We start from the raw sequence: 21,697 nt of genomic DNA on the forward strand, positions 1-21,697 counted from the left end.
AGGTTTGGGAGAGTTCCATGCTTCTGGTCGCCGAACCGATTGTCGGCCCCGAGGAGAAGGCAGCGCTTCTCGAGGTCATCGACAGCGGCTGGCTGACGATGGGCGACCGGGTGCGGGCCTTCGAGCAGGCCTTCGCCAGTCAGCACGAAGCCGAGGACTCGGTCGCGGTCAATTCCTGCACCGCGGCGCTGCATCTCATCCTGCACGCGCTCGGCCTGGGCCCCGGCGACGAGGTTCTCGTGCCCTCGCTGACCTTTGTCGCCACCGCCAACAGCGCGCTCTATGTCGGCGCGACGCCGGTCTTCGTCGACATCGAATCCGCCGACGTTCCGCTGATGTCGCTCAGCGACGCGGAAGCCCGCTGCACGCCGCGCACCAAGGCTGTCATCCTCATGCATTTCGCCGGCTGCCTGGCCGATCGCGCGGCGTGGCAAGCCTTTGCCCAGCGCAGGGGCCTGGTGCTGATCGAAGACGCCGCCCATGCCCCCGGCCTGAAGGAGGTCGGCACCTATGGCGCGGCCGCGGCGTTCAGCTTCTATGGCAACAAGAACATGACCACCGCCGAGGGCGGCGCGGTCATCGCCCGCGATCCGGCGCTGCTCGCGGCGATCCGGCAGGCGCGCGGCCATGGCATGACCAGCGGCACCCGCCAGCGCCTCGACAGCCGCACCCCGAGCTATGACGTGACGATGCTCGGCTTCAACTACCGGATGGACGAGCTGCGGGCCGCGATCGGCCTTGTCCAGCTCCGGCATCTGGCCGCCTGGAACGAAATCCGCCGCGGCCTGGTCGCCCGCTATCGCCGGCTGATCGCCGACCGCTGCCCATCGGTGGCGGTGCCCTTCGCCCAGCCGAGGCTGTCGACCTGCCACCTGATGCCGGTGCTGCTGCCCGGACCTGTCCTACGCCAGGAGGTCATCGATCACCTGCGCGCCGACGGCATTCAGACCACCATCCACTACCCGCCGGTTCACCTGATGTCGTTCTATCGGGACCGCGACCCGACCGTCGACCTGCCGCGAACCGAAGATTTCGCCGCGCGCGAGCTGACACTGCCGCTGCATCCCCGGATGGGTCCGGAAACCGTCGAAGCGGTGGTGTCGAGCCTGGCCCGCGCCGTTCAGTCCAGCACGTCAGTGGAGGCTGTCGCATGAAGGTCCGTTCCATAAGCGTCGACCGCCCTCAGGTCGCCCTCGCCTCGGGGGCGACGGCAAGCCGTTGCCTCGACATCCTCGTCGCGACGACGGCGCTCCTGCTGTTCGGCCCGCTGATGCTGGTCATCGCTGTCGCGATATGGCTCGAAGGCGGCCGGCCGATCCTGTTCTCGCAGCTTCGCCTCGGCCGCGGCGGGCAGCCCTTCCGCATGTACAAGTTCCGCAAGTTCAGCGCGACATGCGGCGTCACCGGCTGTCCCTTGACCGTGGCGCAGGACAACCGGCTGACCTCGATCGGGCGGTTTCTCGCGGCCAGCAAGCTCGACGAGTTGCCCCAGCTGTGGAATGTGCTGAGGGGCGATATGGCGGTGGTCGGGCCGCGGCCCGAATCGCTGGCCTTCGCCGATTGCTTCCGCAACGGCTTCGAACGCGTTCTGGATCACAAGCCCGGGCTGCTCGGCCCGTGCCAGATCCAGTTCCGCAACGAGTGCCGGCTCTATCCGACCGACGCCGACCCGGCCAGCTTCTACCGGGATGTGCTGTTCCCGGCCAAGGCGCGCCTGGATCTCGCCTATTTCCCGCATCGCACCCTCATCTCCGACATCGGCTGGATCATTCGCGGAGTGTTTGCGGTGCTGGGCTGGGCGCCGCGGGGCGGCACCGGCGTCGCCCAAGCCCAGAACTGGCAAGCCGAGCGCCCCTGAGGCGTGGACGCTCGGACCGAAGCGAAAAGGGAAGCGCTCCATGAGCTACACTGGCATGAAGGTTCTCGTCACCGGTGCCGATGGCTTCATCGGGTCGCATCTGACCGAGGTGCTCGTTCGCCACGGGGCCAAGGTGACGGCGCTTGCCCTGTACAATTCCTTTGATAGCCACGGCTGGCTGGACGACGTGTCGGAAGCGACCAGAAGCCAGCTCAATCTCATCCGGGGCGACGTCCGGGATGCCGCTTTCGTGGGCCGCATCGTGCAGGACCAGGAGGTGGTGTTCCACCTGGCCGCCCTGATCGCGATCCCGCATTCTTATGCCGCCGCCCAGTCCTATGTGGAGACCAACGTCCTCGGGACGCTGAACGTGCTCGAGGCGGCGCGCCAATGCGGAACGGAGCGGGTCGTCCACACGTCGACCAGCGAGGTCTACGGGACCGCGCAGACCATGCCGATCAGCGAGACCCACCCGCTCCAGGGACAATCGCCCTATTCGGCATCCAAGATCGGCGCGGACATGATGGCGGAGGCTTTCGCCCGCTCGTTCGGCCTGCCCGCCGTCATCCTCAGGCCCTTCAATACCTTCGGTCCGCGGCAGAGCGAAAGGGCCATCATCCCGACCATCGTGCGCCAGGCGCTCGATCCGTCCTGCACCGCGATCATGGTCGGCGACACCACACCGATCCGGGATCTCACTTTCGTCGACGACACGGTCGCCGCCTTCCTGGCGGCCGGCAGCACCCCGGCCATCGAGTATGGGCGCGCCTATAATGCCGGCAGCCAGCGCGCGGTGACGGTTGCCGACCTGATCGAGCTCATTCGCGGGCTGACATCCTGCACCAAGCCGGTGAAGCAGGACGAGACGCGGATGCGGCCGGTGAACTCCGAGGTCCGGGCGCTGCTGGCCGATTGCAGCCGGTTCCGGCGCGAAACCGGATGGCGCCCCCAGACGAGCCTGCGCGACGGTCTCGAGCGGACGATCGCCTGGTGGCGCACACGCGTGTCGGAGGGCCGGGTTCGTCGTCAGAAGGACTTCATCACATGATCACCGACGGGCGCCGGCGACGATCTCAGGTATTCCTCGCGGCGGCCATCATCCTCGCGGCGTTCGCAACGGCCGGGCGCGCCGACAGCCTGGCTTCCGCGCAGCTGGTGCCGGCGATTGCCGTTCCCCTGCCGGGTTACCTGCAGGCGACCGCCGACGCCGCCTTCGGCACGCCGTTCACGCGGGTGACGCAGGCCGACGCCCATCTCGGCGCCGGGCTCCTGTGCGGCAAGGAACGCTGCCGTCATCGTTATTCCAGCGCCCAGGCCTGGAATGCCGACCAGAGCCTGCTGATCATTCCGATCGGCTGCAACGGCATGTGCTTTCTCGACGGCCGCAGCTATGCGCCACTGTTCCGGCGATGGCGATCAGGCGAATGCGAATGGCACCCCAACAATCCCGAGCAGATGATCTGCGTCTCCCGCAGCACGATCTCGATCTGGGAACCGCGCACCAATGTCGATCAGCTGCTCTATATCTCCAATGGCTATCGCGAGCTGCAGTTCGGCCCCTACAAGGGAAACCCGTCCCGGGACGGCCGGCATATCGTCATCCGGGCGGTCGCCGAAGGTGGCGGTTCCGTCGCCTTCGCTTACGACCTGGTCGCGCGCCGCAAGTATCCCGATATTCAGCTCGACCGCCTCCCGGGCCGCAACAATTCCTGCACCATCTCGCCGCTCGGCATCCATGTCGCCTGCTTCCAGCACCTGCTGATCGGCATCGACCAGGCCTTCATCTTCACCATTGACGGCCGCCTGGTGCAGAGCTGGATCGAGCACCACCGGCCGGGACATGGCGACATGACGGTCGATGCCGACGGCAGCGAGGTCTATGTCGGGATCAGCAAGTCTCCTCCCGACCTCTACCAGGTCATCAAGCGGCGCCTGCATGACGGCGCCGTCACCGTGCTGACCGCCTATGGCGAGGCCCAGCACGCTTCCATCAGGTCGACCCGGCGCCCCGGCTGGGTGTTCCTGACCTATGGCGGGGATCCCGCCAATGTCGCCCGCCGCCCGACCTGGGCGCCGTTCGCGCGCGAGGTGATCGCCGTGCGGATCGACGGCAGCGGCGAATTCCGGCGGGTCGTCCAGACCGCCAGCGTGCCGCACGACTATTGGAACGAGGCTCAGGCCTCGCCGTCCCCCGACGGTTCCCAGGTCATCTGGGCGAGCAATTGGGGCGTCGCCGGCGGCCCGGTCTTCGCTTTCGTCGCCCGCCTGCAGTGGCCCGCCGAAACGACCACCGCCAGCCAACCCGTGAGGGATCGTTGAGATGACCCGCCACAGACATATGCTGACGCGTCCCTGGGCCCTCGCGGCGAGTGTCCTGCTGATCGGCGGGCTCGGCTGCGGCGCGCGCGCCGAGACGACCTACCGGTTGTCGCCGGGCGATATCGTCGAGATCGGCCTGGCCGGAATGACCGAGCAGCGCCATCGCGCGGTGATCCAGCTGGACGGCACGATCGCCCTCCCCTCGGTCGGTTCGGTCGCGGTGGCCGGGCTCACGTCGGCGGAGCTGCAGACCCGCATGGAGAACCTGCTGCCGACCAAGGTGTTCCGCCGCCGCACGCCCGACGGGCGCGAGCAGATCCTGATCGTCAAGCCGGAGGACGTCACCACCTCGGTCGCCGAATACCGGCCGATCTATGTCACCGGCGACGTGCTGACGCCCGGCCAGCAGACCTACCGGCCCTTGATGACCATCCGGCAGGCCGTGACGACCGCCGGCGGATACAGCCTGCTGCGCTCGCGCGCCACCCAGGCCGGCACCGATCCGGCCGACTTGCGGCGCGACCACGACTTGCTCTGGACCGACTATATCAGGGAGTATTTTCGCGTTCTGCGCACCCATGCCGAGCTGGCCGGCCAGGATACCTTCGACCAGACCCCGCCGAGAAACGCGCCCTTGCCTGAAACACTGATCGCCGCGATCGGCCAGGCCGAGGCGGAGGCGCTCCGGGTCGCGCAGGCCGACTACCGGTTGGAGCAGAGCTTCCTGGACCGGGCCGCCAAGGAAACCGACGAGCAGATCGTCGTGCTCCAGCTCCGCGAACAGGAAGAGGAACGAGGCGTTCAGGCCGACATGCACGAGCTGGACCGGGTCAACCGGCTGTTCGGCAGCGGCAACCTGGTCAGCCCCCGGGTGACCGAAAGCCGGCGCTCCCTGCTGTTGTCCTCCTCCCGTCGCCTGGAAACCACCGTGCAGCTGATGCGGGCGCGCCGGCAGGTCGATGAATATCGCCGCCAGCTGGAACGGCTGACCAACCAGCGGCAGGTCACCCTGCAGCTCCTGTTGAGGGACCTGAACGTGCGCCTCGCGGATCTCGGCGTCCGGATTCAGGCGGTCAGCGAGAAGCTCCGTCCGCTGGGCGGCGTCAGCACGATACCCGCGGTCGGCGCCAGGCTTCGCTCGGAAGTCGCCATCATGCGCAAGATCGGCGAGCAGTGGCAGCGGCTGCCGAGCCCGGAGGATGCCGAGGTGCAGCCGGGCGATGTGATCGAGGTGGCGTTCCGCGACGAGGCGACCGCGGCCTCCGCCGTCCACTGAGCGACGGCACGCCAGGATCGCCCGCGAGGCCTTCCCGGCTGGTGCGGCCTACTCCTCAAAGCGGCTCGTGGCGTCACGATCACCGTCATATCGTCTGGTCAGCGGAAACGGCGGCAACCAGGACTCGCGACGGACGATCCAGCTTTCGTAGGTCGGCATCAGTTGGTCAGGGGCGTCCAGCGACCCCAGGTTCACTTCGATTTCGTCGGCGCTGCGTCCGAAAATGGTCGAGCCGCAGCGCGGACAGAAATGCCGCCCGGCATAATCGCGTGTCTCGCCGGCGATCGTCACCGCATCCTGAGGAAACACCGCGGAGGCGTGAAAAAGCGCCCCATGATGCTTGCGGCAGTCGAGACAGTGACAGAGGCCGACCCGGTAGGGTCGTCCCGACGCCACAAATCGGACATTGCCGCACAGGCAACCGCCGGTGACACGATCCATGCGGCGTCCCCCCCAAAAAAATCAAGCGGTCGGAATGTCTACAACCAACCCCGTGGAGCGTCCATGGCAGCAGCGGAGAGTATCGTCCCGTGCGGGTCAGCAGTCGAACACGAACCAGCATGCATGATTGCGCAGCCGCTGGTCATCAAGCACAAGCTCCCGGATTTGGTCTGGAAGTTGTTCGCGTTGCCATTGGCATTCCCGACGGCCGGCTTGCTCGCGTCCGGCCGCGTCGGCTGCCGCCTGCACCGCCCTGATGGCATAGGCTGCCGCACCAAGCTCGTGTGCGGGCACATGGGCGACCGCGACGGCTTGGGCAGCGGCATAAGCTGCATATTTCGCCGCGCCTGAGACGTCCCTGGCCGCGGCATTGGCGGCGGCCGCCTTGAGGGCCTGGCGCATCGTGATCTCGCCACGAACCCACGCATGGTTCTGTTCAATTGCGCGCCGCGGACGATCATCGCCTGGCATGGCGTCTTCGAAGACATGCAGCACATGCTCGGCGCAAGCAGCGGCCCACAGTGCAAGGAGGTGATGGTTCGTATCGCTCAGGGTGCCGCCGCGACGAACGGTGATGAACCTGGGATCGCGGGGCTCGGTGAAAATCATCTTGCCTGAGACGTCTCTGCATGTCTTCGGATCAATGAATGACCCTGTATCGATTGGGCTCAGGGCTCACAACCAGACCATGATGGTTGCCGCGGTGCAGATGGCCGGGAAGAATGTGCGGGCGCGGCGGCGGTAGCGAAGGACTTTGCCGGCAGTTCTTGGATTCGCTGCAACGGCGCTCCGGTCGCCTGTTTCGACCTGACGCCGAACCTTGATCGCGCAGCGTGTCGAGCCTATCTATCGCGTGTCGGGGTGTCGCAGGCTCCCGGCGCCTAAAGACGGCTTCCCGTCCAAGTCCTGCTCGCGGTCGGCGCGTTCGCGCGTGACCGGAGCACGATTGAACGGGAGCCGTTTTTCCATGTCTGAACCCAGAACTCGCCTTGGCCGTATCGCCATTCTGTGGCGGGGCGATGAAGCGGAACGCCGCAGCGCCACGCTGGCGACCAGCCGTTTCAAGGCCGTATTCGCGGCGCTCGCCGATGTCGGCGTCGATGCAGAACCCTTGGTTTACGAGGACGATGTTCTGGACGCGGTTCGCGCCCAGCTCGCCACGTTCGATGGCGTGCTCGTCTGGGTCAATCCGATTCATCAGGGGCGCAACCGCTCGAACCTCGACGCGCTGCTGCGCGAGGCCGCGGCGCGCGGCGTCTGGGTAAGCGCTCACCCCGATGTCATCCTCAAGATGGGCGTCAAGGAGGTGCTCCATCGAGCCAGAATGATGAGCTGGGGCGGCGACACGGCCCTTTATCGAACAGTCGAGGCGATGCGCGCCGAATTTCCGGCGCGGCTTGCCGCCGGACCGCGCGTGGTCAAGCGCAACCGCGGCAATGGCGGCCAAGGCGTCTGGAAGGTCGAGATGCTGGCAAGTCCATGCGATCGGCCGATGGCGCGCGTGCTGGACGCCACCAAGGAGGTGTCGGAGGAGCTGGCGCTGGATGAGTTTCTGGAACGGTGCGTTGAGTACTTCGAAGACGGCTGCGTGATCGATCAGGTTTTCCAGGCGCGTCTGGGCGAAGGCGTGGTGCGTTGCTACATGGCAGGCGATCGCTGCGCGGGCTTCGGCCATCAGAAGGTCAAGGCCTTGGTGGACGCGCCGGCGGCGCGCGCGCAGGCCGGACCCCGGCTCTACACGTCCAAGGCCGACCCTCGCTTTCAGCGTCTCCGCCGGTTGATGGAAGACGAGTGGACGCCACAGCTCACCGCTTTGCTGGACATCCCGCGGCGCGACCTGCCGATGATCTGGGACGCAGACTTCATGCTCGGCCCGCCCGGGGACGACGGCGCCGAGAGCTACGTGCTTGGCGAGATCAACGTCAGTTCGGTGTTCCCGATCCCCGACGACGCGCCTGCCGAGATCGCCCGCCGGGTCGCCGATCGGCTACGATCGAAGCTCTGAATGGGAAGGGCCGGCGGTTGTGACCGCTGGCCCTTCTTTTGCTCCATACCGTCACCTTAAGAGCCGAAAGATCATGGATCGCGCCTGCACTCCGATCAGCGCCGCACCGGCGGCAAACCGGAGAAACACGCCACTAGATCCATCTTCTGAACAGGACGTTGTCCTTGGTCAAAGACGACCCGATTTCGCGTTCAGCAATCCGCTTCTTTATTCTTTCGTCTTTCTTCATGTATATGGAATGGAATTCGACGTAGCACACATAAATATTACGATGGGCGCCATTTTTAATGATGTCGTCGAGGACATCGTATTCGGCACCCTCGATGTCCATCTTGAGAACGACGACGTCATAGGCCCTACGCTTCGCGGTGATCAGGTCGGATAGGGAAAACGTCTCGACCAGATCCGGCGCAAAGCCCTCCGGCTCATAGTAGCTGGCATTATGCTCGGGATTGATCGAGCACCCCTCGTAAACCGGCTCCTGCTGGCCCGCCGGCGGACCGAAGAGCTTGGCATAACCCTGCCTGACGCCTGCCGCCTTGCCGATGATCTCGATCCGGGCGCCGCCGTCGGCGCTCAGCGCCTTGAGATAGGGCATGCAGTTCACGTTCGGTTCGACCAGGATGTAGTCGTAGAAATCGGGGGTGTAATAGGTGCTGAAGAACTTGTAGCCCTGTCCGATATTGGATCCGCAATCGATAAAGAGGCCGCGCTGGCGTTTTCCGGTCTTGATCACGCGCATGATCCGCCGGGCGTCGGCGGCAACGGCCAGGCGGAGCCGGAGCGACCTTACCGGCTCGCACAGCGCCAGGGTCCACAGTTCCAGCAACCGCAACGGCCCATCGCGCTTCAGGACGTCGGTGCCCTGCCGCACCTTTGCCAGGAGCCTCGAGCTCAGTTGCACATGCGGCTCGACGGCCATGGCGAACCTCCGTACTCGTGACACGTCCATGATGGCGATCTCTCCGTGATGGCTGCACCGGTTGCCGGCCGCCGCCATGAGGCGCCGCGGCGGTTCGAAAACGTCATGCATAGGTCGCCGCCACCGCCCCCTCGACGAGCGGACGGTTGACGGCGAGATGGGGTTCCACGACCAGATCGAGATGACCTCCCGCGATCGCAATGACGTCGACGTCCGCGAACAGCCGGCCCCAACCGAGGTCGAACGGCACGCCGGGCCGGTTGCAGCGGAACAGGGTCCCCTTGATCGGCAGGCACGACTTCGACAGCGCGAGCCAGTCGCCCATGGCGCGCATCCGGAGAACCTCCTCGAGTTCCAGCCTGAGCAGGAACCGCGTGTCGGGCAGATGCTTCAACCATTCGCGTTCGAGGAGCCCGGCGAGATGCCGCTCCCAGCCGAGCCTGGCGGCGGCCTTCGCGACACTGCGACAGGCGGTCCGGTAAACCGAGACACGATGGGCCCCGATGCGCTGCACGGTCCGGGCAACGGCTTCGCGCAGGTGATGCGCCGCTCCCCCGACATTGGTGTCGAGAATGCCCAGGAACTTGACCGGACGCCCTGCGGCGAGCAGGCGCGCGGCCACCTCGAAAGCCACGGCGCCGCCCAGGGAATAGCCGAGCAGGCGTACATCGCCGCGGGGCTGGGCCAGGTTGATCTGTCGCAACGCCGCCTCGGTCATGGCCGCGATGGTTCCGCGTCCGTCGAGGATCGCGACGAGATCCGGGTAGCGGATCGGCGTGACGCGCGCGACGCGGCCCATGCCCGCGCCAAAGGCCGCCAGGCTCGGGCCATAACCCACGGATCCGGGAAGCATGAACAGAACCGGCGGCGCGCCGGTCTGCCGGTCGGCGCCGGGGCTCGCGTCCTGCCCGTCAGCGACGGCCGCGATCATGTCGGCCGCGGTCATGTCGGTCGTGAAGGCCTCCAGATCGAGCTCCCGGCCGAGCAGGGTCTCGATTTCCATGACGCATTGCAGAAGCTTCAGGGAATCACCGCCGGCCTCGTCCCAGCGCCCCGCCACATCCGCCCTGCCGAGTATTCGCTTCCATGTGACCTCCACCGCTTGCTCGAGGTTCAGCGGCGTGCCGGCATCCGCACGCTCCGCCGGTTCGGCCGTCCCGCGCATGGCCTGATCGAGGTCGCGAAGCCTCGCGGTATCGACCTTGCCGCCGGCAAGGCGCGGGATTTCGGCGACCAGGTGCAGTCGGGTCGGATGCAGCGACGGCGGCAGCGCCCGCCTGACGATATCCCGAAGCGCCGGGCCGAGGTCCGGCCCCGCCGTCTCTTCCGGCACGACGAAGGCAACCAGTTCGCTCGCCGCGGTCACGACCGCCACGGCGTCGCGAGCCTGGCGCGCACGACGCAGGACGATCTCCAGTTCGGCCGGCTCGACACGCCGCCCGTTGATCTTGATCTGGCGGTCCTTGCGACCGACGATCTGCAACAGTCCCCGCTCGTCGAGCTGGACCAGGTCGCCGGTCGAAAAGACGCGCTGGCGCGGATCGTCCCGGTCCGTCGTCATAGGCACGATTTGCCCGTTCTCCCAATAGCCGAGCGTGACATGCATGCTCTTGATCAAGAGCTCGCCGCTCTGGCCAGAGCGAACCGGCGCGCCATCGTCGTCGACCACGGCAAAGCTGATGCCCGGAAGCAGGTATCCCGCCGGCACGCAGGCTGCGAGTTCGGGATAATCGACCGGCACGAACCAGTGCGAGCCGGTCGTCTCGGTCGACGAATAGCTGATCTGGATGAAACAGGATCGCGAAACGACTTTCCGGACCAGGGCTATGTCGGTCCACAGGATCTTTTCGCCGCCGATGCGGACAACCCGCAGCGATCCGAAATCATCGTCGTCGGAAGCCGTCATCAAGGCGCGAAGCAGCGCCGGCACCAGATAGACGATCGTCACCCCGCATGACCGGAATTGCCGCCTGATGGCACGCAGACCCACGGCCTCGACATCGGCGAGATGCAGGGTGGCGCCGACCAGCAGGGCCGTCAGCACCTCCCGGCAGCCGGCGATGGTGGCGGCTCCGCTCAAGGGCAGGAACACATCCTCGGAATTGATGTGGGCGGCATCGACATATTGCTGGACGCGCTGGAGCAGGCTGCGCTGGCTGTTGACGATGCCCTTCGGCCGCCCGGTGCTGCCGGAGGTGTAGAGCACGACGGCGGGCGCATCCACCGAGACTGCGTCGGGAAGCGTGGCGGCGGGCTGCGGATCGCCGGCGTGGAGGGCGCCCGCCACGTCGATCCATCGCAGGTCCGGCCGTTCTGGCCAGGCGGCGAAGCCATCGGCGCCAAGGCCAATGATGGCGGGCAGACCGGCATCCCGGGCGATGTCCAGGATGCGTCGGGGCGGATCCCGGGGATTGAGCGGCACGGAGACCCTGCCGGCCGCCATGCCGGCGAGCATGGCGACGGGATACCAGCCGCAATTGCCCAGCAGCAGACCGACCGACTGCCCGGCGGGGACCGCGGCCGCGATCAGCAACGCGAGCCGCGTCACGGCCTCGGTCAACGCGCGATAGGTGAGCCGCAGATCGCCGTCGCTGATCGCCAGCTTGTCCGGATATTTCCTGGCGATCCGCCCGAGGTGGTCGACGGCGGATATCGCCGAGAAACCTTTGCCCATCGGCTCGAACGGCCACCCGATGGGCCCGCCCATATCGAGTGGCACCCGGGGCGCCGGCAACCACGCCGGCACGTCGGCTGCGCGCCTGGAACGCGGGGTGCGCGCGAGCGGTTTCTGATCCGTGTTGGCCGCGCCGGGAGGCGAACTCGCGTCGGAACGATGTTCTCTCGTCGAGCGACTTAAACCCTTCAGCATCCACCGCTCCCACATCGCAGACAGATTGGTCATAAGCGCCATTCCCACAGCCGACATCCTCTGATCAGAGGAAGCCGCCCCGGGCTTCCCGGCCGTGGCGCGCGGCCTGCAATTCGGCCCGCTTCCGCCGCTCTGGTTCACCGCCCTGGAGGAGGAGCAAAGGCCGGCCGCGTGTCACGCTCGGCCGCCGTCTCGCGCGCCCTCGCCCGCCGCCGCGCAATGGCCGCCGCCAGTCCGGGACCGAGGCCAAGGTGCTTGCGAACGCTCACCGCCATCGTCAGGTTCCAGAACACCATGGTCGCGGTTGTCGCCACCGCCGCGCCGATCGCGCCATAGAGCGCGATGCCGATCACGCAGCCGACGATGTTCAAGCCGGCGCTTGCGATCATCGTGGTCAGGGCCGCCCGTTCATTTCCGGTCATGATCAGCATGGTCTGTTGCGGGCCCGCGGCCGCGGCGAAAACCTGGCCGATCACCAGGATCTGGACGATCGGAACGCAGCCGACGAAGTCTTGGCCGAACCACCTCAGCAGCGGCTCCAGCAGCAAGAGAAGCGGCAGCGCCAGCACCGCGGCGCCGGCCAGCGACAGGACGCTGGCGCGCGCGAAGAGCCCGCGGAGGCCCGATTGGTCACCCTGGGCGTGAAGCGCCGCCACCGTCGGCGCGAAGATGGTGCTCACCGCCACCCTCGGCAGCATGAGCAGCATCGCGAAACTGAACCCCAGGGCAAAGATGCCGGCATCCCTGATATTGCCTGTCCAGCCAAGCACGATCACGCCGCTTCGGCTGATCAGGATGTCGAGCGCCGTCATGATCATGATCGGCAGGACCGAGGACCACCATTCTCCGATGGCGTAGGCCGGCTTCACCTGCCGCATTTCCCGCGGCCAGAACCGGAGCGCGGTCACCGCCACCAGGGCCGCCGTGCAGGCCGAGCTGACCAGTAGCGCCGCCATGACGAGTGGCGCGTCCAAGGGCTGGGAGGTCACCATCGCCGCCAGGCCGACCAGTGCCAGGAGCAGTCCGTCGCGGAAGATGCGTTCCGGAACCAGCGCCGAGACGACGCCTCCGAAGGCGCGCACCAGCGTCGCGCCAAGCATGTACATCGTGATCAGCGGCACCGCCGCCATGCCGATCAGCATGCTGGCGCGTTCCGAGGCGAAGTGTTCGGCCGATGCCGCGACGATCCCCGCACCGACCAGGGCGACCACGACGGCGGTCGCAAACGACGCCGCCAGGGCAAAGCGGATGACGCCGCGCGCCAGGCACCACTGGTCCTTGGCGCCATAGGCCGGCACGAAGCGCAGCAGGGCGACGTTAAATCCGAGCGTCGAGCTGTAGCCCAGCAGCGTGATCCAGGCGAACACGTAGGAATAGACGCCGAAGCCCGAGACACCGATGAGCCAGGCAATCTGGAGCTGCGCCAGGGTGGTCAGCGCCGCGCCGCCGACATAGACGACAAGGGCCCAGACACTGGCATTCGACAGCCGCTGGGCCAGTTCGCGGCTTTCGACAGCAGCGGCCGGGGCGGCATCACCGAGGGCCGCGGCAATCGGTTCCTCGGGCGACACGGCAGCGGTCGCGCGCTCGTCGGCGCGCCGTTCCTGGTTCTCGGAGGCCTTGGCGTCCGACATCATGCCCGTCCCTCCACCATTGTTCCGTCACATGCGCGCGGCGTGTTCAGGGGGCTGCGGATGTCTCCGCGCCGAACCAAGGGTCGCTTTCGGCATCGACCCAGGTCAGCACCGATGCCACCCGCGAAGCCCCGTCAGGATCGAAACCGGCGGTGCCGCTGACGAGCCGCAGCGCATTCTGCGCGGTTTCCCGGTAGGTCGCCTTGCAACGCACCGCGAACAACACCTTGTCGGCCCAGCTCGCCAGCAGGCTCGCCTCCGGCCGGTCGGCCAAAGGCGGCGCATCGACGATGATGAGGTCATAGGCTTCCCGAAACTGGTCCAGCCATGGCGAGATCCGAGAACCGGCCAGGACGTGGAACAGGCCACCCAGCCGCGACGCGGGAATGTAGTCGACCTTGAGTTCGGGGATGCGCTCGACGGCGTCGGAAAGCGGGCCGCCGCCCGCGATCAATGCGGCGAGATCGACGCCGGGCACCGCCAGGTTGCGGCCCGCGCGGATTTCCCCTTCGAGCGCCGAGGGCTGGCCGCCAAGGTTGAGCAGCAGCACACGCATCCGGAAACGCGCGGCCAGGATCGCGAGGCTCCAGGCCAGCGTCGTCTTGCCTTCGCCGGGCAGCGACGAGGTGACGAGTATGACCTTGGACTCGGTGCCAGTCGTGTTCGGGGAAAGCAGCGAGACCAGCAAGGCGCGAACCGCCCGCGCATAGGCCGCCTGCTGTTCGTCCTGCAACAGATCCTGAATGCGCATCGTCTGCCACTGGGCGACCGCCGGCATCGTCGCCAGGCACGGCACGCCGAGCGCCGCGACAGCCTCGTCTTCGTCTCGGATGGTGCGGTTGAGCCGATCCAGGGCGAAGGCGAGCAGGACGCCCATGATGCCGAAGGCAACCACCGCCGGTGGAACAAAAAACGCCGGGTGGATCGAACTCGGCCGCTCCGGAGGCCAGGCCTCGGCCAGAAGTCGTGCATCCGGCTGGACGAACTGGACCTGCTCGTTCGCCTCCTGCTGGCGCCGCAGCAGCGCATCGAAGAGCTGGACCACCGCGGCGGCCTGACGCTCCAGCGCCCGCAATCCCGACATGCCGGCGGCGGTTTCGGTCGCGGCGCCCTTGAGCGGCTGCAGGCGCTCCTCGATGGATTTGGTCTGGGCCCGGTAGATCCGCGCCTCGCTCTCCAACCTGGCCACGGAGCGGTCGATCTCCTGCCGAATGGCGAGATCCAGATTGCGCCGCTGCTCCGTCCCGGCCTCCTGGCCGGAGCCGGCAAGGCTGAGTTCGCGACGGCCAAGGTCGGCGAGCACCGCCGATCCGATGGCTTCCGCCAGGGCACTTGTCGGCGCGCCGCGCGCACGCAAGTCCTGGATCCGGCCGAGCCGTTCCTGCACCGCCAGGGCTTCCGATCCGGCGACCGCCAGTTGCCGCGCCAGTTGTGCAATCTGCTGCCCGGTTTCATCGGGATTTCCCGCGGCGGCCACGCCCTGAACCAGTCGGTAGGCCTCCAGGTCCTGCTCGGCCCGCGCCACCTCTTGCCGCATCTCGGGGATGCGCCTGGCGAGCCAGCTGGCGAGACGCTCGGCTTCGATTCGCTTTTGCAGCCCGATATCCTGCAGATGGACCTGCACCACCATGTTCGCGATGACCGCCGCCCGATGCGGCTCGGCCCCTGCATATGAGACCGAGACGATCCTCGAACGGCGCTCCTGAACGACCCTCAGGTTCCGCTTGATCGCCTTGGCCAGGGCGTTCGTGGCCGCCTCGGCGTCCGGCTCTTGATCGCTGCGGCGGAACGGCTGGGTCAGCGCCGACCAAACCGTGCCGAGACCCTGGCCGATACGCTGGCTCCAGGAGGGCGGCCCGGGATCCGCGGGGCCTGGGCGGCGTCCTCGGCCAGCAGGGCGGCGGCGACCCGCCGCAAGAGCGCGTCGGAAGTAAGCACCGTCACATGAGTGTCGATGGCCGCCTCCTCCACCGCCATCGTGACCGGGGTTCTGGCATTCGTCGCTTCGAGCGGACGCTGGTCGACGATGACCTGGGCTATCGCCGTATAGCTCGGCCGCGACAGAAGGCCGGCCATGATGGCGACGACACCGCCAAGCGCCACCATGGTCAGGATCAACACCTTCCATGTCCGCAAGAGACGGATGACGCGCCAGAATGACAGATGCCCGTCGGCGGTTTCACCACCTGGGCGTCCGCCCCGCGCGGTCGGGTCGAATGCAAGCAGGTTCGACGATCGCACCGCCGCGACAACCCGCCTGCCCTTGCCGGTCAGCGCTTCCATCATCAGCTCCCTTGCAGGATGGGTTCGAGTTGATTGATCGGCCCGGCGGCACCGGGCGCGGTGCTTTCGTCGAGCCAGGCCTCGAGCATCAGCACCGCCCAAAGCACGCGCGAATGGTCGCGCCTGCCGCTCAGATGCTCCTGCCAGCAGGATCGGACGGCCACCGGTTCGAGGAGATCGTGACGCCTGAGCCGCGCCGCCGTCAGAAGGTCCTCGGCCCAGGCGCGCAAGGGCCCCTTCAGCCATGCGCCGACCGGCACGTCGAAGCCCTGTTTGGGCCGCTCGAAGAGCGCCCGGGGAACATAGCGGGCCAGCACCTGGCGGAGGATCCACTTGCCTTGGCCGTGGCGCACCTTGGCAGCGGTCGGCAGGCGCCAGGCGAACTCGATGATGCGATGATCGAGGAGCGGGCAGCGCGCCTCGAGACTTGTCGCCATGCTGGCCCGGTCGAGCTTGACGAGAATGTCGTCCGGCAGATAGCCCGCCATGTCCCGGAAGATCAGTTCGGACACCAGGTCGTCGAGCGGCGGAGCATCGGCTTCGGCAGGTCCGGCATCCCGTGCCAGGCAAAGGCTGGAGAGCCGCGTCAGCCGCCGGTACATGTCCCGGGTGTCGTCAGCCGCCAGCAGCTCGGCCAGGCGGCGCAGGCGGTCGCCGCCAATGGCGCGCCGCAGCGCGTTCGGCAGCGGCAGCTTGTCGACGATCCACGCGCTGGTGCCGCCGGCCATATGGTCGAGCGCCGCGGCCGCCGTCCGACGCATGCGCGAAGGCCCCCTCAGGAGGGGTGCCAGCCGCGCGGCGAGGAAATGGCGCGAGTAACCGGCGAAACACTCGTCGCCGCCGTCGCCCGACAGGGCCACGGTCACGTCGGTGCGGGCCAGCCGCGAGACCAGCAATGTCGGAATCTGCGACTCGTCGGCGAACGGCTCGTCCCAGATCCGCGGCAACTCGGGAATGACGGTCCGGGCCTCGGCGGGCGACAGGCGCAGCTCGGTATGATCGGTCCCCAGGTGGCGGGCGATCCGGCCGGCATCCACCGACTCGTCATAGCCGCGCTCCCCGAAGGCGATCGTGAAGGTTCTGACCGGCCGGTTCGCCTGCGCCTGCATGAGCGCGACGACGGTGGAGCTGTCGATGCCGCCGGACAGGAAGGCACCAAGGGGAACGTCCGCGACCATCCGCTCGCCCACGGCGAGCCGGAGCAAGCCGTCCAGTTCGGCAACCATGTCGCCATCGTCGAGGGCGCAGGGATCCCGCCTGCCCCGCTCGGCCACGGCGGCCAGGGACCACCATCGGCTGATCCGCGCCTTCAGCGACGCCGTGTCGGCCGGCCCGGCGATATCGGCGGCGCTCAACGACAGCATCGCCCCGGGCGGCAGCTTGAACACGTCGTTCCAGATGCACAGGTCATCAGGAACGCAGCCGCGGGCCAGCATGGCGGCGACCGCTCGCCGGTCGATCTCCGGCCGGAAATGCGGCAAGGTACGCAGGGCTTTCAGCTCGGAGGCGAACACCAGGGCTCCCGGCAGGCGCGCCACATAAAGCGGCTTCTTGCCGATCCTGTCGCGGGCCAGGTGGAGGACGCGCGCCGCGCGATCCCAGAGAGCGAAGGCGAACATGCCCGAGAACCGCTGGAGCGCCGGCTCCAGGCCCCAGCATTCGATCGCGGCCAGCATCACCTCGGTATCGCTGCCGCCGCGAAAACCATGGCCGAGGCTTTCCAGCTCCCGGCGCAGCGCGCCGAAATTATAGACCTCGCCGTTGAATGTGATGATCAGCCGGCCATTGGCGGACCGCATGGGCTGGCGCCCGGCGTCCGACAGGTCGACGATGGCAAGACGCCGGTGGCCCAGCGCGATGCCGGCGTCGCTGTCGCTCCAGATCCCGTCGCCATCCGGCCCGCGATGGCGGAGCAAAGCCATCATCGGCCCGATCGCATCCAGGCTGAGCGCCTCGGAGGCGTTGGCGGCGAGAACGATTCCAGCGATTCCGCACATTCCATCACCTCCCGTAACGCGCACGCACCATCGGCGCTCGCGCGCATCCCTCGGCCACACAAAGGGCGATGGCGAACCAGAAGATCGGATGGCGAAAGATGAAGTGGCTGATGCCGAACAGCGCGAGAACGCCGATCACCGCCGCCAATGCATCGAGCCGCGCACGCAGGACCAGGATGAGCGTGCCGACGATGAGCCAACCGAAGGCGACAACCGCGATCAGCCCCCCTTGGATGTACAGGTCGAGGAGCGTGTTATGCGCCTCGAAGGGCATCGGAAGGGACTGCATGTTCGGTATGTTCGGACGATCGAGATGGGGGCCCGGTCCAAGGCCGAGCGAGCCGGTTTCCAGCCCCCTCCGCAGCGCGCCCTGCCAGACATCCAATCGCAGATTGGCTGTCTGCATGGTCGCATCCCCGCCCTTGTCCTTGGTCAGGCTCAGGGCGAAGCTTTCGACCTCGTCGGCCACGGCGACCGCGTAGGGCAGCAGCGCGATCGCTGAGAGAGGTGCTGCCAGGACGATGAAGATGGCTGCCGCGTAACGCAGGCTGCGCGATGACGCCGCCATCCAGGTGCGGACCTGCAGGCCAACCAGCAGCGCACCGGAGCACAGCATGGCCAGCAGGAAGGTGTCGCTCTTGGTCAGGCGGCCGACGACGAGCGGCATGACGGCGCCGGCGAAACCGGCGATCCGGCCGATCGCCTTGTCGGCGGTCATTCCCAGGTGGATGGCGACGGGGCCCATCACCGCGCAATAGAGCGCGGTCTGGTTCGGGTTCTCCGACCAGCCACGGAAGCGATCCCAGTACCAGGGGCTCAGCGTCCCCGAACCGAGCATCCCCCAGCCCACGGCAACCTGGAACGCCAGGCCCGCATTCGCGAAAGCGATCAGCAGCCAGGCAATCTGCCGCAGGCGCGCATCGCCATCCGGCTCGGCGGTGGCGAGGCAGGTCAGCATCGCCATGAGCAGATAGGCGGTCGCATCATGCGTCACGGTGCTGAAGTCGATTTCCCTGTCGGTGAGAAAGCTGACGACCGCACCAATGCTCAGGGCGAGCGCGAAGAGCATCCAGAACATGCCCAGCCGGCGCAGCGATTGGTTTGCCGCGACGCGGCCCCAGATGAAGATGCGCGAGATCGAGAGGCCGATCCACAACGCCAGACAAATCTCGCCAGCTCCGACCGGCACGCCGGGGATCCTCAGCTGCGACGCCGACGACAGCACCACTCCGGCGGCCAGGATCGCGTTGCGGATCATTCCGGTTCTCCGCTCGGTCGACGGTGCGCCCCACCATCGCCAGCCAGCGCCGGCCGGGATGACGGCTCCGCCTGAGTCGGCTGGAAGCGCTCGCCCAGAATCTGCCGGTAGAGATCGCTATATTGCTCGACGACGACGCCGAGCCTGAACTCGCGCCGCACCAGTGCGACCGAGCGGCGGCCCATCGCCCGGGCGCCACCGCGGTCGTGCAGCAGGTCGAGAATGCGCGCGGCCAGGGCGCGCGGGTCGCGGGGCGGCACGAGATAGCCGTTCCAGGCGTCGGTCACCACGTCGTTGCAGCCGGGCATCTGCGTCGCGACGATGGGGAGCCCGGCAAGCCCGGCCTCCAGGAGGACGCGCGGAATGCCCTCCCGATATTCCGTCGGCAGGACGAACAGGTCGGCCATGTCGAGCAGAGCCGGCACGTCGGACCGCGCGCCGAGCACGACGACCTGAGGCGCCAGGCGATCGATGGCGGCCTGGTCGATCGCGAACGGGCCTTCGCTTTGCCGCGGGCCGACGAGCAGGAAACGGGCCTCGGGCCGCACCTGCCTGACCAGCGAAACCGCCTCCAGCAGGGTGGGAATCCCCTTCTCCCGCGTCAACCGGCTGACTGTCATGACGATCGGGGCGTCGCCGAGGCCAAGTTGCTGGCGCAGCGCCGCCGGTGACGGGCCGCGGGCACGCACCCTCTCAAAGGCGTCGATGTCGATGCCCGAACTGCGGATGAGATGAGCGCGACTGTTTCCGAGAAGGCGGTAGCGTTCGAAATAGGCCTTGTCCTCCGTGTTCTGGAAGACCGTTGACGCGGTCCAGTGGGATGCCCCCCATTGGAGCGCGCAATAGGCCGGCCTGAGAGCCCGCGCCCGCAGGCCATTCGAGGAGAACACCCAGCCCATTCCGTTGATGGTGCGCACCACCGGCACGGCGCCGCGCACCGCGAACGGCGCCAGGAGGTTCGGCTTGGTGTCGAAGCTCTGGACGATATCCGGCTTGACCTCGGCAATCACACGGGCGAGCTGGCCGATGGCCGCCAGATCGGCGCCGCGGCTGTCGAACCGGTCGAAATGATAGGTTCGGTGGGCGAGGCCGGCACTTGAAAAGGCAGTCCCGTCGCCGCTCGACGCCGCTGACACGTGGAAGCCGCGATCGCGCAACTCGCCGAGAAACGGAATTCTGAGCGCGTGGTCTTCTCCCCCCACGCAGAGCAGATGCGGCAGCATTTGTTGCGCCTCCCGACAGGCACCGGGCCCCGCCGGGAATGGCCCCGGGGGAGCGAGCGCCGGGCCGGATCGCGCGGCTGCCGGCTCTCGCCGGCTTGTCGTCGATCCATCGCCCGCGCATGACCAGCCATCACGGTATGAAGCGATGCCGGCTCTGTCCTCATTCGTTCGAATGACGGTGGGGGGCATTTCGAAACGCCGGGGCAGTCGGGCATCCGGCCCGACCGTCCTCAGATACCGAACAGCCGCCGGTCGAGCCTGTGGGCGACGCCGTCATTCCCGTTCGCCGGGTCGGGCGACGACAGGAGCGGCAGGGTCGGATTGGACGCCTCGCCATTGATCTCCAGGCGGATATCGGGATGCGCGAGGTGATTGATGGCCCAGACCGCCGCCTGGGTCCGGTTTCGCACCCCGATCTTGCGCAAGACAGCCTTGATATGGACCTTCACCGTGGCTTCGGTGATGTTGAAGTTGCGGGCGATCACCTTGTTGGACTGGCCGCTGATGAGGCATCGCGATATCTGCGCCTCGCGAGCCGAAAGCAGGCATGGCGACTGCTCGATCGGCGTGTCCTCCAGGACGTCGTCGTCCCGTCCGGCATCGGACACCGGTGCCTGCATGTCGATGATCCGCATGAGAATCGCCGAGGGGAAGATGTTTTCACCGAGCATGACCAGTTCCAGCGACTTGATGAGCGCCGCACCGCTGATCGATTTGGCCAGGTAGCCGTTCACCGATAGCCGAAACACTTCGACCAGCTCGTCGCAATTGTATCGGTCGGCCAGCACGACAATGCGCGCTTCGGTGAACCGCTGGCGCAGGGCCCGGATGTTTTGCTCGGTCACGCCAATATCGTCGGACGCGCCCAGTATGACAAGCATCGCCCGCAGTTCGGAAGACGCCGTCGGCTTCAACTCGTCTGCCTTTGCGACGCTCGCAACGACCCTGAACATTGTCCCATCTAGTATTTTACCAACCCCCTCCCGAAATATCGGGTTCACTTCTACAAGCGTCGTGGAAATTGTACGCATAATCACACCCTGGTGGCTGGGCGAATGAACTCGCTTTATTCTGGCTGTCTCGCGGGACGACCGAGAGAGAGATAGACCGCGCAGGGCACCTCCTTGCTCACCGTAAATCGATCATGCGCAGACCGGGCGGCCTTTTTGGCGCCGTCCCGAACGCCCGACCGGACGAGGCCGCTCGGGATCAAGCGGCCGTCCGCAAGACAGGCACCGCTTCGCCGGTTCGGCGACAAATTGCCCCCCGCCCCGATGTCTGACCCGAGGCAGATGGTTTTAGGTGCCGTCGACATGCGAAAGCGGAAACATGAGACGCCGGCACCAGACCGCATAGCCAGATCCTGGCTGGCGGCTTGGCTTTGCTAAGGCAGCATCGGGGAAAGGCGAATGGGATGCCAACTGTGCAAGTCTTACGAAACTTGAGGAGCTCCGGATCAACGCAGCCGAACCCGGTCCGACGCCCCCCGTATCGTTACGTAACCATCACTCAGGCAAGCCGGCGTTGATAGATCGAAAGGTCAATCAAAAGCCGGGACTTTGGTCGCCCCCTGTTTCGAGACCTTGAGGCCGGAGGCAGGCGAGACTTAAGG

The 21,697-nt window shown here is 67.0% G+C and carries 17 protein-coding genes; 6 read left to right on the top strand and 11 right to left on the bottom strand.

Going from position 1 to position 21,697, the window contains the following annotated elements:
• Nucleotides 1-17 precede the first annotated feature (17 nt).
• From E8M01_RS31745 to E8M01_RS31765, 5 genes are read left to right on the top strand one after another with little or no spacing between them, the layout of a single operon-like run.
• The gene (locus E8M01_RS31745; protein WP_136963822.1) at nt 18-1,154 is read left to right on the top strand and encodes a DegT/DnrJ/EryC1/StrS family aminotransferase; all 1,137 of its coding nucleotides are present in this window, start codon (nt 18-20) and stop codon (nt 1,152-1,154) included.
• A complete protein-coding gene (locus E8M01_RS31750; RefSeq protein ID WP_136963823.1) occupies nt 1,151-1,858 on the top strand; it encodes a sugar transferase in 708 nt (235 codons plus the stop codon). The genes E8M01_RS31745 and E8M01_RS31750 overlap by 4 nt, the downstream gene beginning before the upstream one ends.
• Before the next feature lie 40 nt (nt 1,859-1,898).
• Nucleotides 1,899-2,906 carry an SDR family NAD(P)-dependent oxidoreductase gene (locus E8M01_RS31755; RefSeq protein WP_136963824.1) on the top strand — a complete coding sequence of 336 codons (1,008 nt, stop codon included), beginning with the start codon at nt 1,899-1,901 and terminating at the stop codon, nt 2,904-2,906.
• On the top strand, nt 2,903-4,177 hold the full coding sequence (locus tag E8M01_RS31760; RefSeq protein WP_136963825.1) for a hypothetical protein: 1,275 nt from the start codon (nt 2,903-2,905) through the stop codon (nt 4,175-4,177). The genes E8M01_RS31755 and E8M01_RS31760 overlap by 4 nt, the downstream gene beginning before the upstream one ends.
• 1 nt (nt 4,178) lies before the next feature.
• Nucleotides 4,179-5,453, top strand: coding sequence for a polysaccharide biosynthesis/export family protein (locus tag E8M01_RS31765; protein WP_246088504.1), 1,275 nt, complete (start codon nt 4,179-4,181; stop codon nt 5,451-5,453).
• Between the two features lie 48 nt (nt 5,454-5,501).
• Here the strand turns inward: E8M01_RS31765 and E8M01_RS31770 are convergent, their stop codons facing one another.
• Nucleotides 5,502-5,894 carry a GFA family protein gene (locus E8M01_RS31770; RefSeq protein WP_136963826.1) on the bottom strand — a complete coding sequence of 131 codons (393 nt, stop codon included), beginning with the start codon at nt 5,892-5,894 and terminating at the stop codon, nt 5,502-5,504.
• Between the two features lie 96 nt (nt 5,895-5,990).
• Entirely contained in the window at nt 5,991-6,503 is a 513-nt protein-coding gene (locus E8M01_RS31775; protein ID WP_136963827.1) for a putative immunity protein, read from the bottom strand.
• A 358-nt stretch (nt 6,504-6,861) separates the two neighbouring features.
• On the opposite strand from E8M01_RS31775, the gene E8M01_RS31780 reads away from it, so the two are divergent.
• Nucleotides 6,862-7,899, top strand: coding sequence for a Cj0069 family protein (locus tag E8M01_RS31780; RefSeq protein WP_136963828.1), 1,038 nt, complete (start codon nt 6,862-6,864; stop codon nt 7,897-7,899).
• A 133-nt stretch (nt 7,900-8,032) separates the two neighbouring features.
• Here the strand turns inward: E8M01_RS31780 and E8M01_RS31785 are convergent, their stop codons facing one another.
• The 9 genes from E8M01_RS31785 to E8M01_RS31825 all read right to left on the bottom strand — a co-directional run bounded on the left by E8M01_RS31785 (nt 8,033) and on the right by E8M01_RS31825 (nt 21,116).
• Nucleotides 8,033-8,932, bottom strand: a complete 900-nt coding sequence (locus E8M01_RS31785) for an FkbM family methyltransferase (RefSeq protein WP_246088505.1) — start codon at nt 8,930-8,932, stop codon at nt 8,033-8,035.
• Nucleotides 8,925-11,495 carry a non-ribosomal peptide synthetase gene (locus E8M01_RS31790; protein WP_136963829.1) on the bottom strand — a complete coding sequence of 857 codons (2,571 nt, stop codon included), beginning with the start codon at nt 11,493-11,495 and terminating at the stop codon, nt 8,925-8,927. The genes E8M01_RS31785 and E8M01_RS31790 overlap by 8 nt, the downstream gene beginning before the upstream one ends.
• A 332-nt stretch (nt 11,496-11,827) precedes the next feature.
• On the bottom strand, nt 11,828-13,327 hold the full coding sequence (locus tag E8M01_RS31795; RefSeq protein WP_136963830.1) for a lipopolysaccharide biosynthesis protein: 1,500 nt from the start codon (nt 13,325-13,327) through the stop codon (nt 11,828-11,830).
• A 43-nt stretch (nt 13,328-13,370) separates the two neighbouring features.
• On the bottom strand, nt 13,371-14,849 hold the full coding sequence (locus E8M01_RS31800) for a GumC family protein (protein WP_170182158.1): 1,479 nt from the start codon (nt 14,847-14,849) through the stop codon (nt 13,371-13,373).
• A gap of 272 nt (nt 14,850-15,121) precedes the next feature.
• The gene (locus E8M01_RS31805) at nt 15,122-15,607 is read right to left on the bottom strand and encodes a Wzz/FepE/Etk N-terminal domain-containing protein (protein WP_170182159.1); all 486 of its coding nucleotides are present in this window, start codon (nt 15,605-15,607) and stop codon (nt 15,122-15,124) included.
• Between the two features lie 2 nt (nt 15,608-15,609).
• Nucleotides 15,610-17,604, bottom strand: coding sequence for an asparagine synthase (glutamine-hydrolyzing) (gene asnB, locus E8M01_RS31810; protein ID WP_136963833.1), 1,995 nt, complete (start codon nt 17,602-17,604; stop codon nt 15,610-15,612).
• A 4-nt stretch (nt 17,605-17,608) separates the two neighbouring features.
• Nucleotides 17,609-18,862 carry an O-antigen ligase family protein gene (locus tag E8M01_RS31815; RefSeq protein WP_136963834.1) on the bottom strand — a complete coding sequence of 418 codons (1,254 nt, stop codon included), beginning with the start codon at nt 18,860-18,862 and terminating at the stop codon, nt 17,609-17,611.
• Complete coding sequence (locus E8M01_RS31820) at nt 18,859-20,274, bottom strand: glycosyltransferase family 4 protein (protein ID WP_246088506.1); 1,416 nt, start codon at nt 20,272-20,274, stop codon at nt 18,859-18,861. The genes E8M01_RS31815 and E8M01_RS31820 overlap by 4 nt, the downstream gene beginning before the upstream one ends.
• Nucleotides 20,275-20,315: 41 nt before the next feature.
• The gene (locus E8M01_RS31825; RefSeq protein WP_136963835.1) at nt 20,316-21,116 is read right to left on the bottom strand and encodes a LuxR C-terminal-related transcriptional regulator; all 801 of its coding nucleotides are present in this window, start codon (nt 21,114-21,116) and stop codon (nt 20,316-20,318) included.
• Nucleotides 21,117-21,697: the final 581 nt, after the last annotated feature.

The organism is Phreatobacter stygius, from assembly GCF_005144885.1.
GTDB classification, from domain to species: Bacteria; Pseudomonadota; Alphaproteobacteria; order Rhizobiales; family Phreatobacteraceae; genus Phreatobacter; species Phreatobacter stygius.

Bases quoted from the DNA above. Each gene is read 5' to 3' on its own strand.
- E8M01_RS31745 (WP_136963822.1), top strand. From the start codon at position 18: ATGCTTCTGGTCGCCGAACCGATTGTCGGCCCCGAGGAGAAGGCAGCG.
- E8M01_RS31750 (WP_136963823.1), top strand. From the start codon at position 1,151: ATGAAGGTCCGTTCCATAAGCGTCGACCGCCCTCAGGTCGCCCTCGCC.
- E8M01_RS31755 (WP_136963824.1), top strand. From the start codon at position 1,899: ATGAGCTACACTGGCATGAAGGTTCTCGTCACCGGTGCCGATGGCTTC.
- E8M01_RS31760 (WP_136963825.1), top strand. From the start codon at position 2,903: ATGATCACCGACGGGCGCCGGCGACGATCTCAGGTATTCCTCGCGGCG.
- E8M01_RS31765 (WP_246088504.1), top strand. From the start codon at position 4,179: ATGACCCGCCACAGACATATGCTGACGCGTCCCTGGGCCCTCGCGGCG.
- E8M01_RS31770 (WP_136963826.1), bottom strand. From the start codon at position 5,894: ATGGATCGTGTCACCGGCGGTTGCCTGTGCGGCAATGTCCGATTTGTG.
- E8M01_RS31775 (WP_136963827.1), bottom strand. From the start codon at position 6,503: ATGATTTTCACCGAGCCCCGCGATCCCAGGTTCATCACCGTTCGTCGC.
- E8M01_RS31780 (WP_136963828.1), top strand. From the start codon at position 6,862: ATGTCTGAACCCAGAACTCGCCTTGGCCGTATCGCCATTCTGTGGCGG.
- E8M01_RS31785 (WP_246088505.1), bottom strand. From the start codon at position 8,932: ATGCATGACGTTTTCGAACCGCCGCGGCGCCTCATGGCGGCGGCCGGC.
- E8M01_RS31790 (WP_136963829.1), bottom strand. From the start codon at position 11,495: ATGGGCAAAGGTTTCTCGGCGATATCCGCCGTCGACCACCTCGGGCGG.
- E8M01_RS31795 (WP_136963830.1), bottom strand. From the start codon at position 13,327: ATGATGTCGGACGCCAAGGCCTCCGAGAACCAGGAACGGCGCGCCGAC.
- E8M01_RS31805 (WP_170182159.1), bottom strand. From the start codon at position 15,607: ATGGAAGCGCTGACCGGCAAGGGCAGGCGGGTTGTCGCGGCGGTGCGA.
- asnB (WP_136963833.1), bottom strand. From the start codon at position 17,604: ATGTGCGGAATCGCTGGAATCGTTCTCGCCGCCAACGCCTCCGAGGCG.
- E8M01_RS31815 (WP_136963834.1), bottom strand. From the start codon at position 18,862: ATGATCCGCAACGCGATCCTGGCCGCCGGAGTGGTGCTGTCGTCGGCG.
- E8M01_RS31820 (WP_246088506.1), bottom strand. From the start codon at position 20,274: ATGCCCCCCACCGTCATTCGAACGAATGAGGACAGAGCCGGCATCGCT.
- E8M01_RS31825 (WP_136963835.1), bottom strand. From the start codon at position 21,116: ATGCGTACAATTTCCACGACGCTTGTAGAAGTGAACCCGATATTTCGG.